Origin of the sequence: Kitasatospora sp. NBC_01302, from assembly GCF_035976515.1 — a bacterium.
Classification (GTDB): Bacteria; Actinomycetota; Actinomycetes; order Streptomycetales; family Streptomycetaceae; genus Kitasatospora.
Map to the genome: position 1 here is coordinate 3796825 of NZ_CP108404.1, position 15775 is coordinate 3812599.

The 15775-nt window shown below is 74.3% G+C and carries 12 protein-coding genes; 2 read left to right on the forward strand and 10 right to left on the reverse strand.

The features are described 5' to 3' along the window. The first annotated feature begins 11 nt into the window (after positions 1-11). Positions 12-944 carry an RDD family protein gene (locus OG294_RS16135; RefSeq protein WP_327067193.1) on the forward strand — a complete coding sequence of 311 codons (933 nt, stop codon included), beginning with the start codon at positions 12-14 and terminating at the stop codon, positions 942-944. Between the two features lie 14 nt (positions 945-958). Here the strand turns inward: OG294_RS16135 and OG294_RS16140 are convergent, their stop codons facing one another. The 8 genes from OG294_RS16140 to OG294_RS16175 all read right to left on the reverse strand — a co-directional run bounded on the left by OG294_RS16140 (position 959) and on the right by OG294_RS16175 (position 9172). Beyond that, positions 959-1588 (reverse strand): hypothetical protein, encoded by a 630-nt coding sequence (locus tag OG294_RS16140; RefSeq protein WP_327067194.1) that lies wholly within the window; start codon positions 1586-1588, stop codon positions 959-961. A 130-nt stretch (positions 1589-1718) separates the two neighbouring features. After that, positions 1719-3167: an adenosylhomocysteinase gene (ahcY, locus tag OG294_RS16145; protein WP_327067195.1), complete on the reverse strand. Its 1449-nt coding sequence runs from the start codon at positions 3165-3167 to the stop codon at positions 1719-1721. A 256-nt stretch (positions 3168-3423) separates the two neighbouring features. After that, positions 3424-4389, reverse strand: coding sequence for a cation diffusion facilitator family transporter (locus OG294_RS16150; RefSeq protein WP_327067196.1), 966 nt, complete (start codon positions 4387-4389; stop codon positions 3424-3426). A 10-nt stretch (positions 4390-4399) separates the two neighbouring features. After that, positions 4400-5605, reverse strand: a complete 1206-nt coding sequence (gene manA, locus OG294_RS16155; protein WP_327071570.1) for a mannose-6-phosphate isomerase, class I — start codon at positions 5603-5605, stop codon at positions 4400-4402. Between the two features lie 71 nt (positions 5606-5676). Further along, a complete protein-coding gene (locus OG294_RS16160; RefSeq protein ID WP_327067197.1) occupies positions 5677-6882 on the reverse strand; it encodes an SIS domain-containing protein in 1206 nt (401 codons plus the stop codon). A gap of 41 nt (positions 6883-6923) precedes the next feature. Continuing rightward, positions 6924-7106, reverse strand: a complete 183-nt coding sequence (locus OG294_RS16165) for a Trm112 family protein (RefSeq protein ID WP_327067198.1) — start codon at positions 7104-7106, stop codon at positions 6924-6926. Positions 7107-7199: 93 nt separating this feature from the next. Continuing rightward, positions 7200-8597, reverse strand: a complete 1398-nt coding sequence (locus OG294_RS16170; protein WP_327067199.1) for a phosphomannomutase/phosphoglucomutase — start codon at positions 8595-8597, stop codon at positions 7200-7202. Positions 8598-8800: 203 nt separating this feature from the next. Then, a complete protein-coding gene (locus tag OG294_RS16175; protein ID WP_327067200.1) occupies positions 8801-9172 on the reverse strand; it encodes a DUF3499 domain-containing protein in 372 nt (123 codons plus the stop codon). A 151-nt stretch (positions 9173-9323) separates the two neighbouring features. Between OG294_RS16175 and OG294_RS16180 the strand changes: the two genes are divergently transcribed. After that, positions 9324-9827 (forward strand): metallopeptidase family protein, encoded by a 504-nt coding sequence (locus OG294_RS16180; RefSeq protein ID WP_327067201.1) that lies wholly within the window; start codon positions 9324-9326, stop codon positions 9825-9827. A 34-nt stretch (positions 9828-9861) separates the two neighbouring features. On the opposite strand, the gene OG294_RS16185 is transcribed toward OG294_RS16180, so the two are convergent. Next, positions 9862-11562: a DUF5719 family protein gene (locus OG294_RS16185; RefSeq protein ID WP_327067202.1), complete on the reverse strand. Its 1701-nt coding sequence runs from the start codon at positions 11560-11562 to the stop codon at positions 9862-9864. Continuing rightward, positions 11559-15566 carry a glycosyltransferase gene (locus OG294_RS16190; protein ID WP_327067203.1) on the reverse strand — a complete coding sequence of 1336 codons (4008 nt, stop codon included), beginning with the start codon at positions 15564-15566 and terminating at the stop codon, positions 11559-11561. The genes OG294_RS16185 and OG294_RS16190 overlap by 4 nt, the downstream gene beginning before the upstream one ends. Positions 15567-15775 lie beyond the last annotated feature (209 nt).

The following is a 15775-nucleotide window of genomic DNA, read 5'->3' on the forward strand; positions in this document are numbered from 1 at the left end:
TGAGTGACCTGGTGACGGGTGAAGCCGTCGTCCTCGGGCTGCGGACGGCGAAGCTGCCGAGCCGCGCACTGGCCGTCCTGCTGGACCTGCTGGTGGAGTTCACCGCGTTCTTCCTGACCGCGCTGCTGCTGATGACCTCGCTCTCCGACCTGGACGGCGCAGCCGCGGCGGCCCTGGTGATCTGCCTGCTGGTCTTCTTCCTGGTGGCCCTGCCGGTCCTGGTGGAGACGCTCTCGCACGGCCGGTCGCTGGGCAAGGCGGCCCTGGGGCTGCGCGTGGTGCGCGTCGACGGCGGGCCCGCGAGCTTCCGGCACGCGCTGGTGCGCGCGCTGGTCGGCATCTTCGAGATCATCATGCTCACCGGGGTGCCCGCCGTGATCAGCTCGCTGGTCTCGGCCGACGGGCGGCGGCTCGGTGATGTGTTCGCGGGCACCCTGGTGGTGCGCGAGCGGGTGCCCGCGGGCCGCACGGACGGTCTGCCGACCGCGCCGCCACCGCAGGTGATGCATGCGCTGGGGTCGGAGCTGGTGCGCCTGGACCTGTCGGCCGTACCCGAGGGGCTCTGGCTCGCCGTTCGTCAACTCCTGAGTCGCAGCGATCAGTTGGATGGACAGGTAGCCCTCACGATGGCGCAGCGGCTCGCCGGTGACGTGGCCCTGCGGGTCGGCTGGCCGGTACCGGCCGGGCTGCACCCGGCGATGTACCTGGCAGCGGTGCTCACCGAGCGGCAGCGGCGCGACTGGCAGCGCGCGACCGGCACGAGCGCGGCACCCGGCTACGGCGTGACCCCGGGATACGGCACCCAGCCGCTGCACAGCACGCCGCCGCCGGTGTCGCCGGCCGCTCCCGCCCAGCCGACCCCCGCACCGGCCGCACCACCCGCTCCGCCCGCGACGCCGGCGCCGCCCGCACCGAACGCGGGCGGTTTCGCGCTGCCCGGCTGACCGGGTGGGGCGGCTCAGTCCCAGCTCGGCCAGGCGTTCGGCGGACCCTCCAACTCCTCCAGCTCGATCCCCGGCGCCGCCAGCAACACGTCGCCCGCCAGGTGGATCTCCCGCTGCTCACCCGTCTCCAGGTCGGCCACCTGGTAGCGCTCGACCAGCAGCGGCCCGGAATCGGTCGGGTGCTGCTCCGTCTCCTGCAGGGTCCAGCCCTGGTCGAAGGTCCGCGGGGCCAGCGCCGTGCCGTGGAAGGCGACCAGCCGCACCCGCGCGCTCGCTCCCGGCGCCAGCCGCAGCAGACGGGCGGTGGCGATCAGGAAGGCGGGCGAGTCACCGGCGAAGCCGTGCGCGCGGTCGTGCCCCTCGGTGGCCGAGGCGCCGGTCGGGTCGTCCGGATCGGTGCGCACCCAGGCCACTCCGTCCACCGCTCCCCCGCGCACCTGCCAGCCGCCGGCGCGCAGCTCCATGCGCAGCGGGCGGCTTCGCGAGTCGAGGGTGAGGTCGACGGTGCCCAGCGTGCCGCCGTCCGGTGCGTAGGTCTTGGAGACGTAGCGCCAGCCCGCCGGGCCGGGTGCGCAGCTGAAGCGCTCCTCGCCCAGCAGGACGTGGTCGTGGGGGTCGTGCAGCGAGTAACGGCCGTTGGGCATGGCCAGCAGCCTATGCCGGAGTCGAACGCCGGCGCAGCCGAGACCCACGTGCCGGTGGGCCGACCCGCCCGCACACGACTGAGCCCGGTGCCGCGTCGCGTGCGGCACCGGGCTCAGTCGGACGTCATCGTCAGTAGCGGTACTGCTCCGACTTGTACGGGCCCTCGACCGGGACGCCGATGTAGTCGGCCTGCTCCTTGCTCAGAACGGTGAGCTTGACGCCCAACGCGTCCAGGTGCAGGCGGGCGACCTTCTCGTCCAGGTGCTTGGGCAGCACGTAGACGCCGATCGGGTACTCGTCCGTCTTGGTGAACAGCTCGATCTGCGCGATGGTCTGGTTCGCGAAGGAGTTGGACATCACGAAGGACGGGTGGCCGGTCGCGTTGCCGAGGTTCAGCAGGCGGCCCTCGGACAGGATGATGATGGTGTGGCCGTCCTCGAAGCGCCACTCGTGGACCTGCGGCTTGACCTCGGTCTTCACGATGCCGGGGAGCTTGGCGAGGCCCGCCATGTCGAGCTCGTTGTCGAAGTGGCCGATGTTGCCGACGATCGCCTGGTGCTTCATCTTCACCATGTCCGAGGCGAGGATGATGTCCTTGTTGCCCGTGGTGGTGATGAAGATGTCGCCGATCGAGATGACCTCGTCCAGCGTGGTGACCTGGTAGCCGTCCATCGCCGCCTGCAGCGCGCAGATCGGGTCGATCTCGGTGACGATGACCCGGGCGCCCTGGCCGCGCAGCGACTCGGCGCAGCCCTTGCCGACGTCGCCGTAGCCGCAGACGACCGCGACCTTGCCGCCGATCAGCACGTCGGTGGCGCGGTTGATGCCGTCGATCAGCGAGTGGCGGCAGCCGTACTTGTTGTCGAACTTCGACTTGGTGACCGAGTCGTTGACGTTGATCGCCGGGAAGAGCAGCTGGCCGTCCCGGTGCATCTCGTACAGGCGGTGCACGCCGGTGGTGGTCTCCTCGGTGACGCCCTTGATGGTGGCGGCGACCTCGGTCCACTTGCGCGGGGACTCGGCCAGGGTGCGGTTGAGCAGCTCCAGGATGATCCGGAACTCGTCGTTGTCGGCGGTCGACGGGTCCGGCGCGGCGCCGGCCTTCTCGAACTCCACGCCCTTGTGGATCAGCAGCGTGGCGTCACCGCCGTCGTCCAGGATCATGTTGGGGGTCTGGCCGTTCGGCCAGGTCAGCGCCTGCTCGGTGCACCACCAGTACTCCTCCAGGGTCTCGCCCTTCCAGGCGAAGACCGGGACGCCCTGGGGGTTCTCCGCGGTGCCCTCCGGGCCGACCGCGATCGCGGCGGCCGCGTGGTCCTGGGTGGAGAAGATGTTGCAGGAGCACCAGCGGACCTCGGCGCCCAGCGCGGTGAGCGTCTCGATCAGCACGGCGGTCTGCACGGTCATGTGCAGCGAGCCGGTGATCCGGGCGCCGGCCAGCGGCTGGCTGGCGGCGAACTCCTTGCGGATCGACATCAGGCCGGGCATCTCGTGCTCGGCCAGCTGGATCTCCTTGCGGCCGAACGCGGCCAGGGAGAGGTCGGCGACCTTGAAGTCACCGGTGGTGTTCGACGACATGCGTGGGTACTCCTCGCTGCGTGGGCCTATGCGTACGGGTGTGCTTGACGGCAGAGCGGCCACCTGGGCGGCGCCCTGCTGCGCGGCACAATCCGTCGGAGGACCTCTCTCCCTCGACCCGGGGTCAGACCGGATCGACCGCCATCTGCAGCGACGTTTGGCACTGGTGACGAATCTACACCGCGGGCGCACGACCGCGGGGCGCACCGGCGGGATTCGGCCGCGCTGCGTCCGGTCACCCCGGGTGGGACAGGACCTAGTGTCCCGGCCCGCCGGGGGTGGCCTCGGGGTCCGGGCCGGCCGCGGCCTTCTCGGCCGAGTAGATGTCGGGCTCCAGGTAGATCGCGCGGGCGATCGGCACGGCCGCGCGCACCCGGACCTCGGCCTCGTCGATGGTCCTGGCGATCTGCTCGGCGCTCTCCTCGCGGCGCACCCCGATCTTCGCGGCCACCAGCAGCTCCTCCGGTCCCACGTGCAGGGTGCGCAGGTGGATCACACCGGTGATCGTGTCGCCCTCCAGCAGCGCGTCCCGGATCCGCTCGACGGAATGCCTGTCGGCCGACTCGCCGATCAGCAGCGACTTGGTCTCCAGCGCCAGCACCACGGCGATGGTGCCGAGCAGCAGCCCGATCGCCAGGGTGCCCACGCCGTCCCAGATCCCGTCGCCGGTCAGCACGGTGAGCCCGACGCCGAGCAGCGCCAGCACCAGACCGATCAGCGCGCCGGCGTCCTCCAGCAGGACCACCGGCAGCTCGGGGGCCTTGGCCCGGCGGATGTAACCGACCCAGCCCAGCGCGCCCTTGGCCGCCGAGGCCTCGCGCACCGCGGTGCGGAAGGACCAGCCCTCCATCGCGACGGCGAACAGCAGCACGCCCACCGCCCAGCCCCAGCCGTGCAGTTCGTGCGGGTGGCGGATCTTCTCCGCGCCTTCGTAGAGCGCGAAGAGCCCGCCGAGGCTGAAGAGCACGATGGCGACCAGGAAGCCGTAGACGTAGCGCTCGCGCCCGTAGCCGAAGGGGTGCTCCTCGTCGGCCTCCCGGCGCGCGCGCTTGCCGCCGATCAGCAGCAGTACCTGGTTGCCGGAGTCGGCGACCGAGTGCACTCCCTCGGCGAGCATCGAGGAGGACCCGGTGAACGCGAAGGCGGCGAACTTGCTGACCGCGATGGCCAGATTGGCGCTGAGCGCCGCGATCAGTGCCCTGGTGCCGCCCTCGGTGCTCACCGGTGGGGCCTCAGAGGGTGACGGTGGCGCGGAACAGCACGCCCTCGCCGGTCAGGGTGGTGGCGGTGCCGGTGGCCGGCAGGTAGGCGGACTGGCCCTTGGCCAGTTCCAGTCGCCGGCCGGCGGCGTCGGCCAGGGTGATCGCGCCCTCGGTGCAGAGCAGGATCTGGGCGCTGCGCCCGGCCACCTGGCGCTCGGTGCCCGCGGTCAGGGCGAAGCGGGAGAGGCGGAACTCGTCGATCGGGACCGGGAACAGCTCCTCGCCGTCCTCGCTCGCCGCCGGATGCTGCACGCCCGGGTCGCCGGCCTCGAAGACGACCACGTCGAGCAGCTCGGGGACGTCGATGTGCTTGGGGGTCAGCCCGCAGCGCAGCACGTTGTCGGAGTTGGCCATGATCTCCACGCCGGTGCCCTTGAGGTAGGCGTGCGGGACGCCCGCGCCGAGGTAGAGCGCGTCACCGGGCTGCAGCTGGACGAAGTTGAGCAGCAGCGCGGCCAGCACACCGGCGTCGCCGGGGAAGTGCTTGGCGGCGTACGCGTAGCCGGCCCAGGCGGGCGCCCAGGGCGAGGCGGGCTCGGCGGCCAGCGAGCGGTCCAGCGCGTCGGCCACCTCCTTGACGGTGACCGCGACGACCGAGGGGTCGGTGGTGAGCACGATGGCCAGGGTCTCGCGCAGCGCCTGGGCCTCGGGCTTGGTGCGCAGCAGGTCGATCAGCGGGGCCAGGCCCGGAACGCCGAGCCCCTCCATCAGCTCGGCGGTGGCCAGCGGGTCGCGGAAGCCGCACAGGCCGTCGAACGGCTCGAGCGCGCAGATCAGCTCGGGCTTGTGGTTGGCGTCCTTGTAGTTGCGGTGGCCGGCCTCGACCGGCACCCCGGCGGCCTCCTCGGCGGCGAACCCGGCCCGGGCCTGGGCCAGCGAGGGGTGCACCTGGAGCGAGAGCGGGATCTCGGCGGCCAGCACCTTGAGCAGGAACGGCAGCGTCGGGCCGAACTTCGCGACGGCCTCGGCGCCCAGCTCGCCGGCCGGGTCCGCGGCGATCACCTCGTTGAGCGCCTGGGGGCCGGCACCACGGTCCACCCGGGAGGGCTCGCCGGGGTGGGCGCCCAGCCACAGCTCGGCCTGCGGCTCACCGGTGGGCTGCTCACCGAGCAGGGCCGGGATCGCGGTGGTCGAACCCCAGGCATACGGGCGGACGGTGTTGGCGAGGCGGTCCATGTAGCGGCCCTGCTCCTTATCGGTGTGCTGCACAACGTGTTCGAGGCCCTCAGACCCTAGCCGACCAGGCCTCAGTGCTGTTCGGCCAGTGCGAGGTAGACGGCGGCGAAGTCGGTCAGCGCGATCAGCTCGGCCAGCGCGTGCACCGGCTCGGGGCGCAGGCCGGCCAGCTCGGTCAACCGGACCTCGTGGTCGGCGAGGAGGCGGCGGGCGCGGCGCACGGTCGGGGTGGCCGGGCCGGGCTCCGGCACGGCCTCCGGCTCGACGGGCTCGGCGCCCGGCAGCTCCTCGCGCGGGGTGTGCCGCAGCAGCAGGACCTGCAGGGTCAGCGGGTCCGGCTCGTCGATCCGGTCGCGGAAGAAGTCCGCCGGGTCCGCGCCGGTGCCGAACCGGCCGGTGATCATGCCCCGGTGGGTGCTGAGCACCTGCGGCAGCTGCCCGGCGACGGCCGGGCGCCCGGCCCGGTCGGCGAGCACCGCGGTGAACCGCTCGGCGGCCACCGCGGCCAGCGGGCCCTCGCTCCACAGCAGCGGGACGGTGCCGGAGAGCTGGGCGGCCAGCTCCTTGGCGGGGTTGCGGTAGGCGGCGGCGTCCGGCCGGTGGCGCACCGCCAGCTCGTCCAACAGGTCGGCGGTGGCCTCCAGTTGCGCGGTGGGGGCGTCGATCACGCCGATCCGGTCGGCCAGCGCGAGCAGCGGGGTGAGGAAGGCCCACAGGGCGCCCAGCTCCTCCGCCGGGAGGTCGGGCTCGCGCGCCTCGGGCACCTCCTCCAGCGGGGTGGCCGGCACGTACGGCAGCGGCATCCCGCGCACCTGGAGCGCGGCCTCGGCCAGCGGGCGGCCCTCGGGGGCGATCACCGCGATAGCGCAGCCGCGGCCGTACGCCTGCTCGGCGAGGCTGATCAGGCCGGCCTCGGTGCCGTCGGAGGAGCAGAGCACCAGCAGGTCGAGCGGTCCGGCCCAGCCGGGCAGCTGCCAGCTGAGGCCTTCGCTGAAGAGGGCGGCGGGCCGGGCGTCCACCGGGGCCAGCGGCTGGACCAGGGTCCCGTTGCCGGCCAGCGCGGCCAGCGCCTGACCGGCCGTCAGCGCGCTGCCGTGTCCGGCGACCAGGATGCCGCGCGGGTGTCCGTCCGGCTGCAGTGAGCCCAGGCCCGCGGCCTCGGCCAGCCGCAGCGCGGTGCGGACCCGGGCGCCGGCGGCGGCCAGCATGAGCAGGGCGTGCTCCCGGTCGGCGCGCTGGAGGGCGGCCGGGTCGTCGAGCAGACTGTCGTCGAGCATGCGGCTGGACCTCCTGGTCCGCTCTCTGCGGTGACGGGACCTCAGGCGGGGCGGCGGGCCTCGTCCACGAGGAGCACCGGGATGCCGTCGCGGACCGGGTAGGCCAGGCCGCAGTCGGCGCCGGTGCAGATCAGCTCGGGCTGGTCGGCCTCGCCGCTCTCGCGCAGCGCGGCATGGCAGCTCGGGCAGACCAGGATCTCCAGCAGGAACGGTTCGAGCGTCATGGTGTACGGGCTCCGTCGGGTCGTTCGGGTGGCGGGACGCGTCGCGCCCCGGCCGGTAACCACCCTACCGGCCGGGGCGCGACGAACAACGGATCAGGCGCGGACGATCGCCAGCACCGCGTCGCGCAGCTCGGCCATCTTGGCCGGGTCCTTGGCCTCGACGTTCAGGCGCAGCAGCGGCTCGGTGTTGGAGGCGCGCAGGTTGAACCACCAGTCGGCGCCGGCGATGGTCAGGCCGTCCAGCTCGTCGACCTTGACGCCCTCCAGCGAACCGTAGGCGGCGCGGACCTCGGCGGCCTTGGCGGCCTGGTCGGCGACCTCGCTGTTGATCTCGCCGGAGGCCGCGTAGCGGTCGTACTCGGCGGTCAGCGCGGAGAGCGTGCCCTGCTGGCCACCGAGCGCGGCGAGCACGTGCAGCGCGGCCAGCATGCCGGTGTCGGCACGCCAGAAGTCGCGGAAGTAGTAGTGCGCGGAGTGCTCGCCACCGAAGATCGCGTCGGTCTCGGCCATCTCCTGCTTGATGAAGGAGTGGCCGACCCGGGTGCGCACGGCCTTGCCGCCGTGCTCGGCGACGACCTCGGGCACGGTCCAGGAGGTGATCAGGTTGTGGATGATCGTGGCGTTCGGCTCGCCGTTGGCCCGGGCCCGGGCCAGCTCGCGCACCGCGACCAGGGCGGTGATCGCGGACGGGGAGACCGGCTCGCCGCGCTCGTCGATCACGAAGCAGCGGTCGGCGTCGCCGTCGAAGGCCAGACCGATGTCGGCGCCGACCTCCTTGACCTTGGCCTGCAGGTCGACCAGGTTCTTCGGGTCGAGCGGGTTGGCCTCGTGGTTGGGGAAGGTGCCGTCCAGCTCGAAGTACATCGGGACGACGTCGAGCGGCAGGCCCTCGAGGACGGTCGGGACGGTGTGGCCGCCCATGCCGTTGCCCGCGTCCACCGCGACCTTGAGCGGGCGGATCGCGGTGAGGTCGACCAGGCCGAGCAGGTGGTCGGCGTAGCCGCGCAGGGTGTCCTGCTGGGTCAGCACGCCCGGCTTCACGTCCACGGCCGGCACCGTCACGCTCTCGACCCCGTCGGCATCCTCGTGCAGCCAGGACTGCACCAGCTCCCGGATGTCCGCCAGGCCGGTGTTCTCGCCCACCGGGGCGGCACCCTTGCGGCAGAGCTTGATGCCGTTGTACTGCGCCGGGTTGTGGCTCGCGGTGAACATCGCGCCGGGCAGGTCCAGCTTGCCGCTCGCGTAGTACAGCTGGTCGGTCGAGCACAGGCCGATCTCGGTGACATCGGCACCGCGGGCGGCGGCGCCCTCGGCGAAGGCCCGGCTCAGGCTCGGCGAGGAGGGGCGCATGTCATGGCCGACCACGATCGCGGTCGCGCCGGTGACCTGCACGAATGCGGCGCCGAAGGCACGGGACAGGTTCTCGTCCCACTGGTCCGGGACGACGCCTCGGACGTCGTACGCCTTCACGAGCTGCTTGAGGTCGCGCACTGCGGCTCCACCCTGGTCTGTGTACGGGATCGGGCTCCGGTCGGCCCACGGTCACGATACGTCGCGCCACGGGTACGGGTGACCACAGGGCCCCGTCCCGGGCAGGGGAGCAGCGTACCGGGTGCGGGTGTCGGCTTCGGAACGCTTCGTGATCCCGTCCCGGTCCTGGCCCCGCTCCTGATACGACCCGGGCGCGGCGGGGATCAGTTCTCGGGCGAGCGGAGCACCCGCAGGTGCGCCCGGCGGCCGACCTCGGCGGGATCGACCTCGGCGGGCCGCACCGGGCGCGGACCGCGGTCCTGCGGGCGGGCCGCCTCGCGCACGGCGTTGGCCAGCGCCTCCAGGTCGTCGCTGCTGCGGCGCATCGGGCCGCCCTCGGTGGCCAGGCGGACCACCTCCCAGCCGCGCGGAGCGGTCAGCCGCTCGGCGTGCTCGGCGCACAGGTCGTAGCAGTGCGGTTCGGCGTAGGTGGCGAGCGGGCCGAGTACCGCCGTGGAGTCGGCGTACACGTACGTCAGGGTCGCCACGGCCGGTCGGCCGCACGCGGTCCGCGAACAACGACGTACAGGGCTCACGAGGGTGGACGGTACCGCAACCACGCCCGGCTGGCTAAGACCCGGTGCGTCGCGATGGTTCGTGTCGCGTCCCGGCGGGCTCGCGGGCCGGCTCGGATCGGTGTCCGCATGGTCCATTTCCTGGCCTCCAAGGACTACGCTCGTCACTGATATGGACAGCTCCGCACCGCCACCGCCCGCGTCGCCGCCACCCGCGGGGTCGCCGCCCGGACCGCCGCCGCCCACCGCGCCGGCGCCTGGTCCGCGGCGCCGCGACCGGCACGGGCGCGGCCTGCGCGGGCCGCTGGCACCGCCGCAGGTCCCGCTCTCGCTGAGCCGCTCCGAGCTCTTCGAGGACTACGTCCGCGAGTCGGTCGAGCGGCTGGAGCGGCGCTGGCCCCAGCTGATCGACGTCGAGTTCGAGGTCGACGAGGTGCCCGAGGCGCTGCCGGGCGAGCCCGACGCGCCGGCCGGCGGCGGGGTGCCGCTCGGCATGGTGGTCGCCGCCCGGCAGGGCCGCAAGAGCCGGATCGTGATCTACCGCCGCCCGGTAGAGATCCGCGCCAAGACGCGCGACGACCGGGCGGCGCTGGTCCACGAGATCCTGATCGAGCAGGTCGCCGAGCTGCTCGGGCTCTCGCCGGACGCCATCGATCCGCGCTACGACGAGGACTGACAGCGGCTCAGGCAGTCTCTCAGGCCGGACCCGCTCAGTGCACCAGCACTCCCGGGTCCGGGTTGGCCTGCGGGATCTGCACGTAGCTGTGGTCGTCGTGCAGCGCCTGGATGGTGAACATCGGCACGTTGTTGCTCGACACCGCCAGCACCCGCGCGGCCACCACCGGGCCGCCCGAGACGGACTCCATGGTCAGGCCGAACGATCCGCTGCCGCCTGCGGGTTCGGGTGAGGCGAGGGAGATCGTCGAACCTGCCGGGACCTGGACGGTCTGGGTGTTCGGGGTGCCGCCGCCGGTGCCCGCCGAGGCCGTCACCTTGACGGTGGCGGCGTCACCCGTGGCAGTGAGCAGCAGAGTGGACGTGCCACCGCCGCGGGTGTCCGCCACGCTGGCCCGCCGGCCCACCGGGTCGGTGCCGGTCAGCCAGGCCGAGTCGCTCTTGCCGTTGGCCGAGCGGTCCACCCGCATGGTGGCCACCACCGGGGTCGGGTGCTGCGGGTCGCTGGGGGTCAGCCGCAGCGCGGAGGCCTGCTGGCGGGTGATCTGGCCGAGGTCGACCGCGTTCACCATGCCCGCCTTGACGTGGATCGTCTCGTGCCCGGCCGGGGTGAACCAGCCGTTCGGGCCGGAGAGCTGGACCTTCAGGTCGGCGTCGTCGCTGCCGCCGGGGGCGGCCACGATCAGCCGGGCCGCCGACAGGTCGCCGGGCAGCCCGGGGATCGTCACCGAGGCGGCCGGGTCCACCGAGGCGGGGATCCAGTCGGCACCGGCCGAGCCGTCGGCGGCGTGCAGGAACGCGCCGACCCGGCCGCTGCGCACGCTCACCTCCACCGCGAGGTCGCTGACCTGGTCGGTGACCACGCTGGTCAGCAGCACCGCCACCGAGCTGCCCGGCGGCACCGTGATGCCGGTGGCCGCGTCGCTGTCGATCGGGCCGTTGCCGCCGTACAGCCGCAGGTCGACCACGGCGGCGGTGGCGTCGGGGTTGGTCAGGCTGACGTAGTCCTTGCGGTCGCCCGCGGTGCTGGCGCCGGCGAACCAGAAGTGGGTGCCCGAGGGCGTGCAGTTGACCGCCGACAGGCCCTGGCCGTGCGGGTCGGTGACGGTGGTGGTCTGGGTGACCGTGAAGCCGGGGGCGTAGCTGCCGGTGGCGATCGCGGTGGTGCCCACCGCGCTGTCGCCGTTGTCCGCCTGGGCGCTGACCGGAACACCGGGCTTGGCCAGCGTGACCAGGGCGTTCGCCTGGCCGGTGTTCTGGGCCTGGCTGGGCGACGGCGAGGCGGCGGGCGAACCGGAGGGCGCGCCGGACGGGCCGGCGGCGGCGGGCGCCGGCGGGGTCACGTCGCGCACGGTGGCGCTGCCGCCCTGGGCCGGGCCGCCGCTGCCCGGGGTGAAGGCGGTGATCTGGGTGCTGCCGGTCACGCCCTGGATCGGCTGCGGGCAGATCACCGCGGTGCGCTCGACCTGCGCGCCCACCGGAGCCCCGGCCGGCGGCCCGGCGGGCGAGGCGGGAGGACGCAGCTCGGCGACGCCGAAGACCAGCCCGAGCACGGCCGCGCAGGCCAGCAGCGACACCCCGGCGCGGCTGCCGCCGGGGCCGGCGGGGGTGGCGATGGGCGTGCCGGCGGGCGGCGTGTGGCCGGTGGGCGGCGGGAAGCCGGCGGGCTCGGCGGACTCCGCCGGGCCGGACGGCTCGTCGGCCGAGCGGCCTCGGGAGAAGGCGGGCAACTTCATCGCGGGTCAGCTCCGTATCGCGGGTCAGCTCCGTCGTGGTGCTGCGGGTGGCCACCGTAGGAGGGGGCGTCCGGGTCGTACGGCTGCCCCTGCCCCTGGCCCTGGCCCGGCAGCCACGGCTGCTGCTCGCCGCCGCCCTGGTAGCCACTCTGGTCGTAGCCGCCGTAGCCGTACTGCGGCGGGTAGGGCTGCTGGTTGTACGGGTCGCCCTGGTAGCCGGGGTCGGCGTAGGGCTGCTCCCCCGGCTGGGCCGGGACGGCGCCCTGGCCGGGGTACGGCCCCTCGGCGTACGGCTGCTCGCCCGGGTAGCCCTGCGGCTGGGCGGCGTAGTTCGGCTGGTAGGTCTGCTGGGCCGCGTACGGGTCGTAGCCGTAGGGGTCGGCCTGGCGGAAGTCCTCCTCGCCGTAGCCGCCCGTCCGGTACGGCTCCTGGCCGTACGGGTCGGCCGGCCCGCCCGGGTCGGCGCCCGGGTAGGGCTCGCCGGTGGGCTGGGCCGGGATGCCGGCCGGACCGCCGTACACACCGGGATCCGCCTCGCCCTGCTCCTCGCCGGCCTCGCCCTCGCCGCGCTCGGCCAGCCGGCGGGCCCTGCGGCTGCCGGGTACCGGCGCCTGGGCCTGGGCGGCGGCGGCCAGGGCGGCGGCGGCCAGCGCCTCGTCGGGCAGGTCGTCGTCCTTGGTGTTGCGCCGTCCGGGCAGCGCGAGCACCAGCAGGGTCAGGCCCAGCAGCAGCTGCACGCCGATCCAGCCGGTGTGCAGCAGCGGGGTGTCGCGGTCGACGGTGAGCTTGCCGCCGCCGGCCGGCAGCTGGAAGCCCTGCGCCCAGCCGTCCACGGTGACCGGGGTGAGCTTGCTGCCGTTCAGGCTGGCCTGCCAGCCCGGGTCGGCCTGCTCGGCCAGTCGCAGCACCCGTCCGGCCGGGCCGGCCGGGATGGTGGCCGTGATCGTCTCGGTGCCGGACGGGACCGGCACCGGCGCGGCGTTCTGGGCGGTGATCACCGCGCGGGTCGCCGGGACGCCGCTGACCTGCCAGAGCGCGCTGTTGTTGTCCTGGTTGCCGCCGATCAGACCGGGCGTGGTGTCCAGCACGTTCTGGACCTTGGCGATCATCGGACCCTCGACCAGCACGTAGGCCACGCCGTAGCCGGCCAGCGCGCTGGCCTGATCGGCGCCGGAGCCGGCCAGCAGGCTGCCGACCAGCTTGGTCAGCCCGGTCCTGGTGTCACCGCTGGTGTCCACGGTGCCCTCGGCCTGGCCGAGGGTCAGGCCGGCGCCGCGGACCAGGCTGAAGCGGACCGAGCCGGCCTGCGGGTCGCCGCTGAGCACCAGGGTGCGGGAGCGGTCGGTGGTGCCGGCCTCCTCCGCGATGAAGGCGGGCACCTGGCCCGCGCTGGAGCGGTGCAGCGGGCCGTCGGCACCGCTGACGGCCCACCAGCAGGCGGTGCCCAGCGGGGCCAGCACGGCGGCGGCCACCACCAGGGCGGCCACCGGCTGACGCCAGCCGAAGGCGATCCCGGCGACCCGGGCGTTCGCGCCGTCGGCACCGATCGCGGCGGCGGCCAGTAGCGCGACGCCGCTGAGCAGGGTGGCCGGGCCCGACCAGGCGGCCACCGGCAGGCCGCCGGAGGCCGGGGTGACGCTGGTGCCGGCCACCGCGACCGCGAAGAGCAGTCCGACGGCCGCCGCGCCCCAGGCCGCCAGCACCGCGCGGCGGCGGTCGGCGCGCAGCAGGGCGGCCAGCGCGGCGAGCAGCACGCCCGCCGAGAGCCAGATCGGCGGCACGCCCGAGCCGCCCGGGTTGACGAGCAGCAGGCCCGCCGCCGAGGCCCGGTGGCCGTTGAAGCCGGGCAGACCGGCCTCCAGCAGCAGCCGGGTCGGGTGCGCGAGCACCTGGGGGAACCAGGGCGCGAGCACCAGCACGGGCACGCCCAGGATCGCCACGACCCGGGGGCCGAGCAGGCGCAGCGCCGATCCACCGCTGCCGTAGGCGCCGCCGCGCAGCACGGCGGCCAGCAGCGCGGCCAGCGCGAGCGGCACCGCGATCGCCCAGGTCAGCGGCACGAAGGCGGTGCACACGGTGAGCAGCAGGACGGTCATCCAGGTGGACCGCCAGCCCGGGCGGGCGCCGCGGGCCGCGGTCTCGGCGCGGATGCCGAGGCCGGCCGAGACGGCGGCGGCCCGGGCGAGCGGGGGCAGCAGCACGGCGAGCACCGCGGTGCCGAGCCGGCCCTGGGCGATCGCCCCGGTGGCGGCGGGCAGCAGCGCGTAGGCGGCACTCGCCCAGCAGCGGACCACCTTGGAGCCGAGCAGCGGCCGGGAGACCAGGTAGGCGCTGACCGCGGCGAGCGGGACCGCGAGCACCAGCACCAGGGTGACGGCCAGCGCGGCGTGGTCGAACAGCAGCCAGGAGAACACCGAGAGGACCGCGAGGTAGGGCGGGGCGGTGGCGGTGCTGCCGGTGCCGATCGGGTGCCAGGCCGCGGCGTACATGTTCCACAGGCCTGACGCGCCGTCATCGGCGGGCAGCAGCGCGCCGCCGAGCAGCGAGCCCGAACCGAGCAGGTTGCGGCCCGCGACCAGCGTGACGAGCAGCAGGGCGGCGAAGAGCACCGGCGCCGGGCGCCGGGCCAGGCGCTTGATCAGCGCGAACTGCTCGACCTCCAGCACGTCCTGGTCGTCGTCGCCGCCGGTGGCCTCGACCGAGCCGTGCCGGCCGATCGCGTTGTCGTCCGTGCCGCCGATGCCCAGCGAACCGATCGCGGTCTCCACCGCCAGCCGGGCGGTGGCGCCGGGCGGCGGGAACAGACCGCGGTCGTCCAGTGCGTCGAAGGAGCGGGTGCGGGCACGGCGTTTGCGCGCGGCCAGCACGCGCGGCAGCCGGACCAGTTCGTGGCCGAGGCCGGCCACCTCGTCCAGCGCCTGGCGCGGGTCCTTGCCGACCAGGTTGGCCAGCACCCGCAGCACGGTGCCGAGCACCAGCCGCAGCAGGACGTAGGGCAGCACCAGGCCGCGGGAGTTGGCGAGCAGGGTGTAGACGGCGCCGGCCTTGTCGACCCGGTGCGGGTGGGCGGCGCCGCAGTCGATCGCGCGGCGCTCGCGGCTGGCGGCCTCGGCGTGGCGCAGCACCGCGTCGGGGGCGACCACCACCCGGTGGCCGGCGGCGTTGACCCGCCAGCAGAAGTCGGTGTCGTCGCGCATCAGCGGCAGCGCCTTGTCGAAGCCGCCGAGTTGTTCGAAGACGTCGCGGCGCACCAGCATGCCGGCGGTGGAGACGGCGAGGACGGGCCGGACCTGGTCGTGCTGGCCCTGGTCCTGCTCGCGCCGGTCCAGGCCGGTCCAGCGGCGCCCGGAGCGGGCGATGGTGACGCCGACCTCGAGCAGCTGGCGCCGGTCGTACCAGCTGCGCAGCTTGGGGCCGATCACGGCGGCGGAGGGGGTGCTGTCGGCGACCTGGAGCAGCCGGCGCAGCGCGTCGGTCTGCGGTTCGCAGTCGTCGTGCAGCAGCCAGAGCCACTCGACCGGCTGGGTCTCGCGGGAGCTGCCGGCGTTGAAGTCGTCCGCCGAGGCGAGCGGGTCGCCGAAGTCGTCCCAGCCGCCGGTGACCGGGTCGTAGCCGGACGGGTCGAGGCTGTAGGGCAGGTCCTCCGGACGCAGCGGCGGGCTGTTGAAGACGGCCTCGGCCACCGCGGTGCCGAAGCCGGCCCGGCGGCCGAGCACGGTGGGGCCCGACTCGGGCAGCCAGTCGCCGAGGGTCTCGCGCAACAGCTGCGGCGAGGTGTCGGTGCTGCCGGTGTCCACCGCGAGGATGCGCTGCACCTGGCGGTCCTGGCCGAGCAGGCCGGCCAGCGCCTGGGGCAGCCAACGGGCGCCGTCGTGGGTCACGATGACGGCGGTCACCAGGTGGCGCGGGTACGCGGGCGGCCGGGCGCCGCCCGGCCAGCCGCGGTTCAGCTGGGGGGATGACGGCTGGTCTGGGTAGCCGTGCTGCTGGCTGTAGGCAGTCATCGAGTGCGCGGGCCCCGGTTCCGGTGGACGGCAGGTGGCGCACCACACTAACGGCTTCGGCTGAGCGCGATGCCCACCGGTCCGGGGGCTGGGGACGGCCCGGGCCCGGCGCCCGACGGGCCAGGGTGGACGAGGGCCTCAAGGGGCGCACGGAAATGCAAAAGCGCCCCGCCGTATCGGCGAGGCGCTTGCACAACCGCGGTGGATAC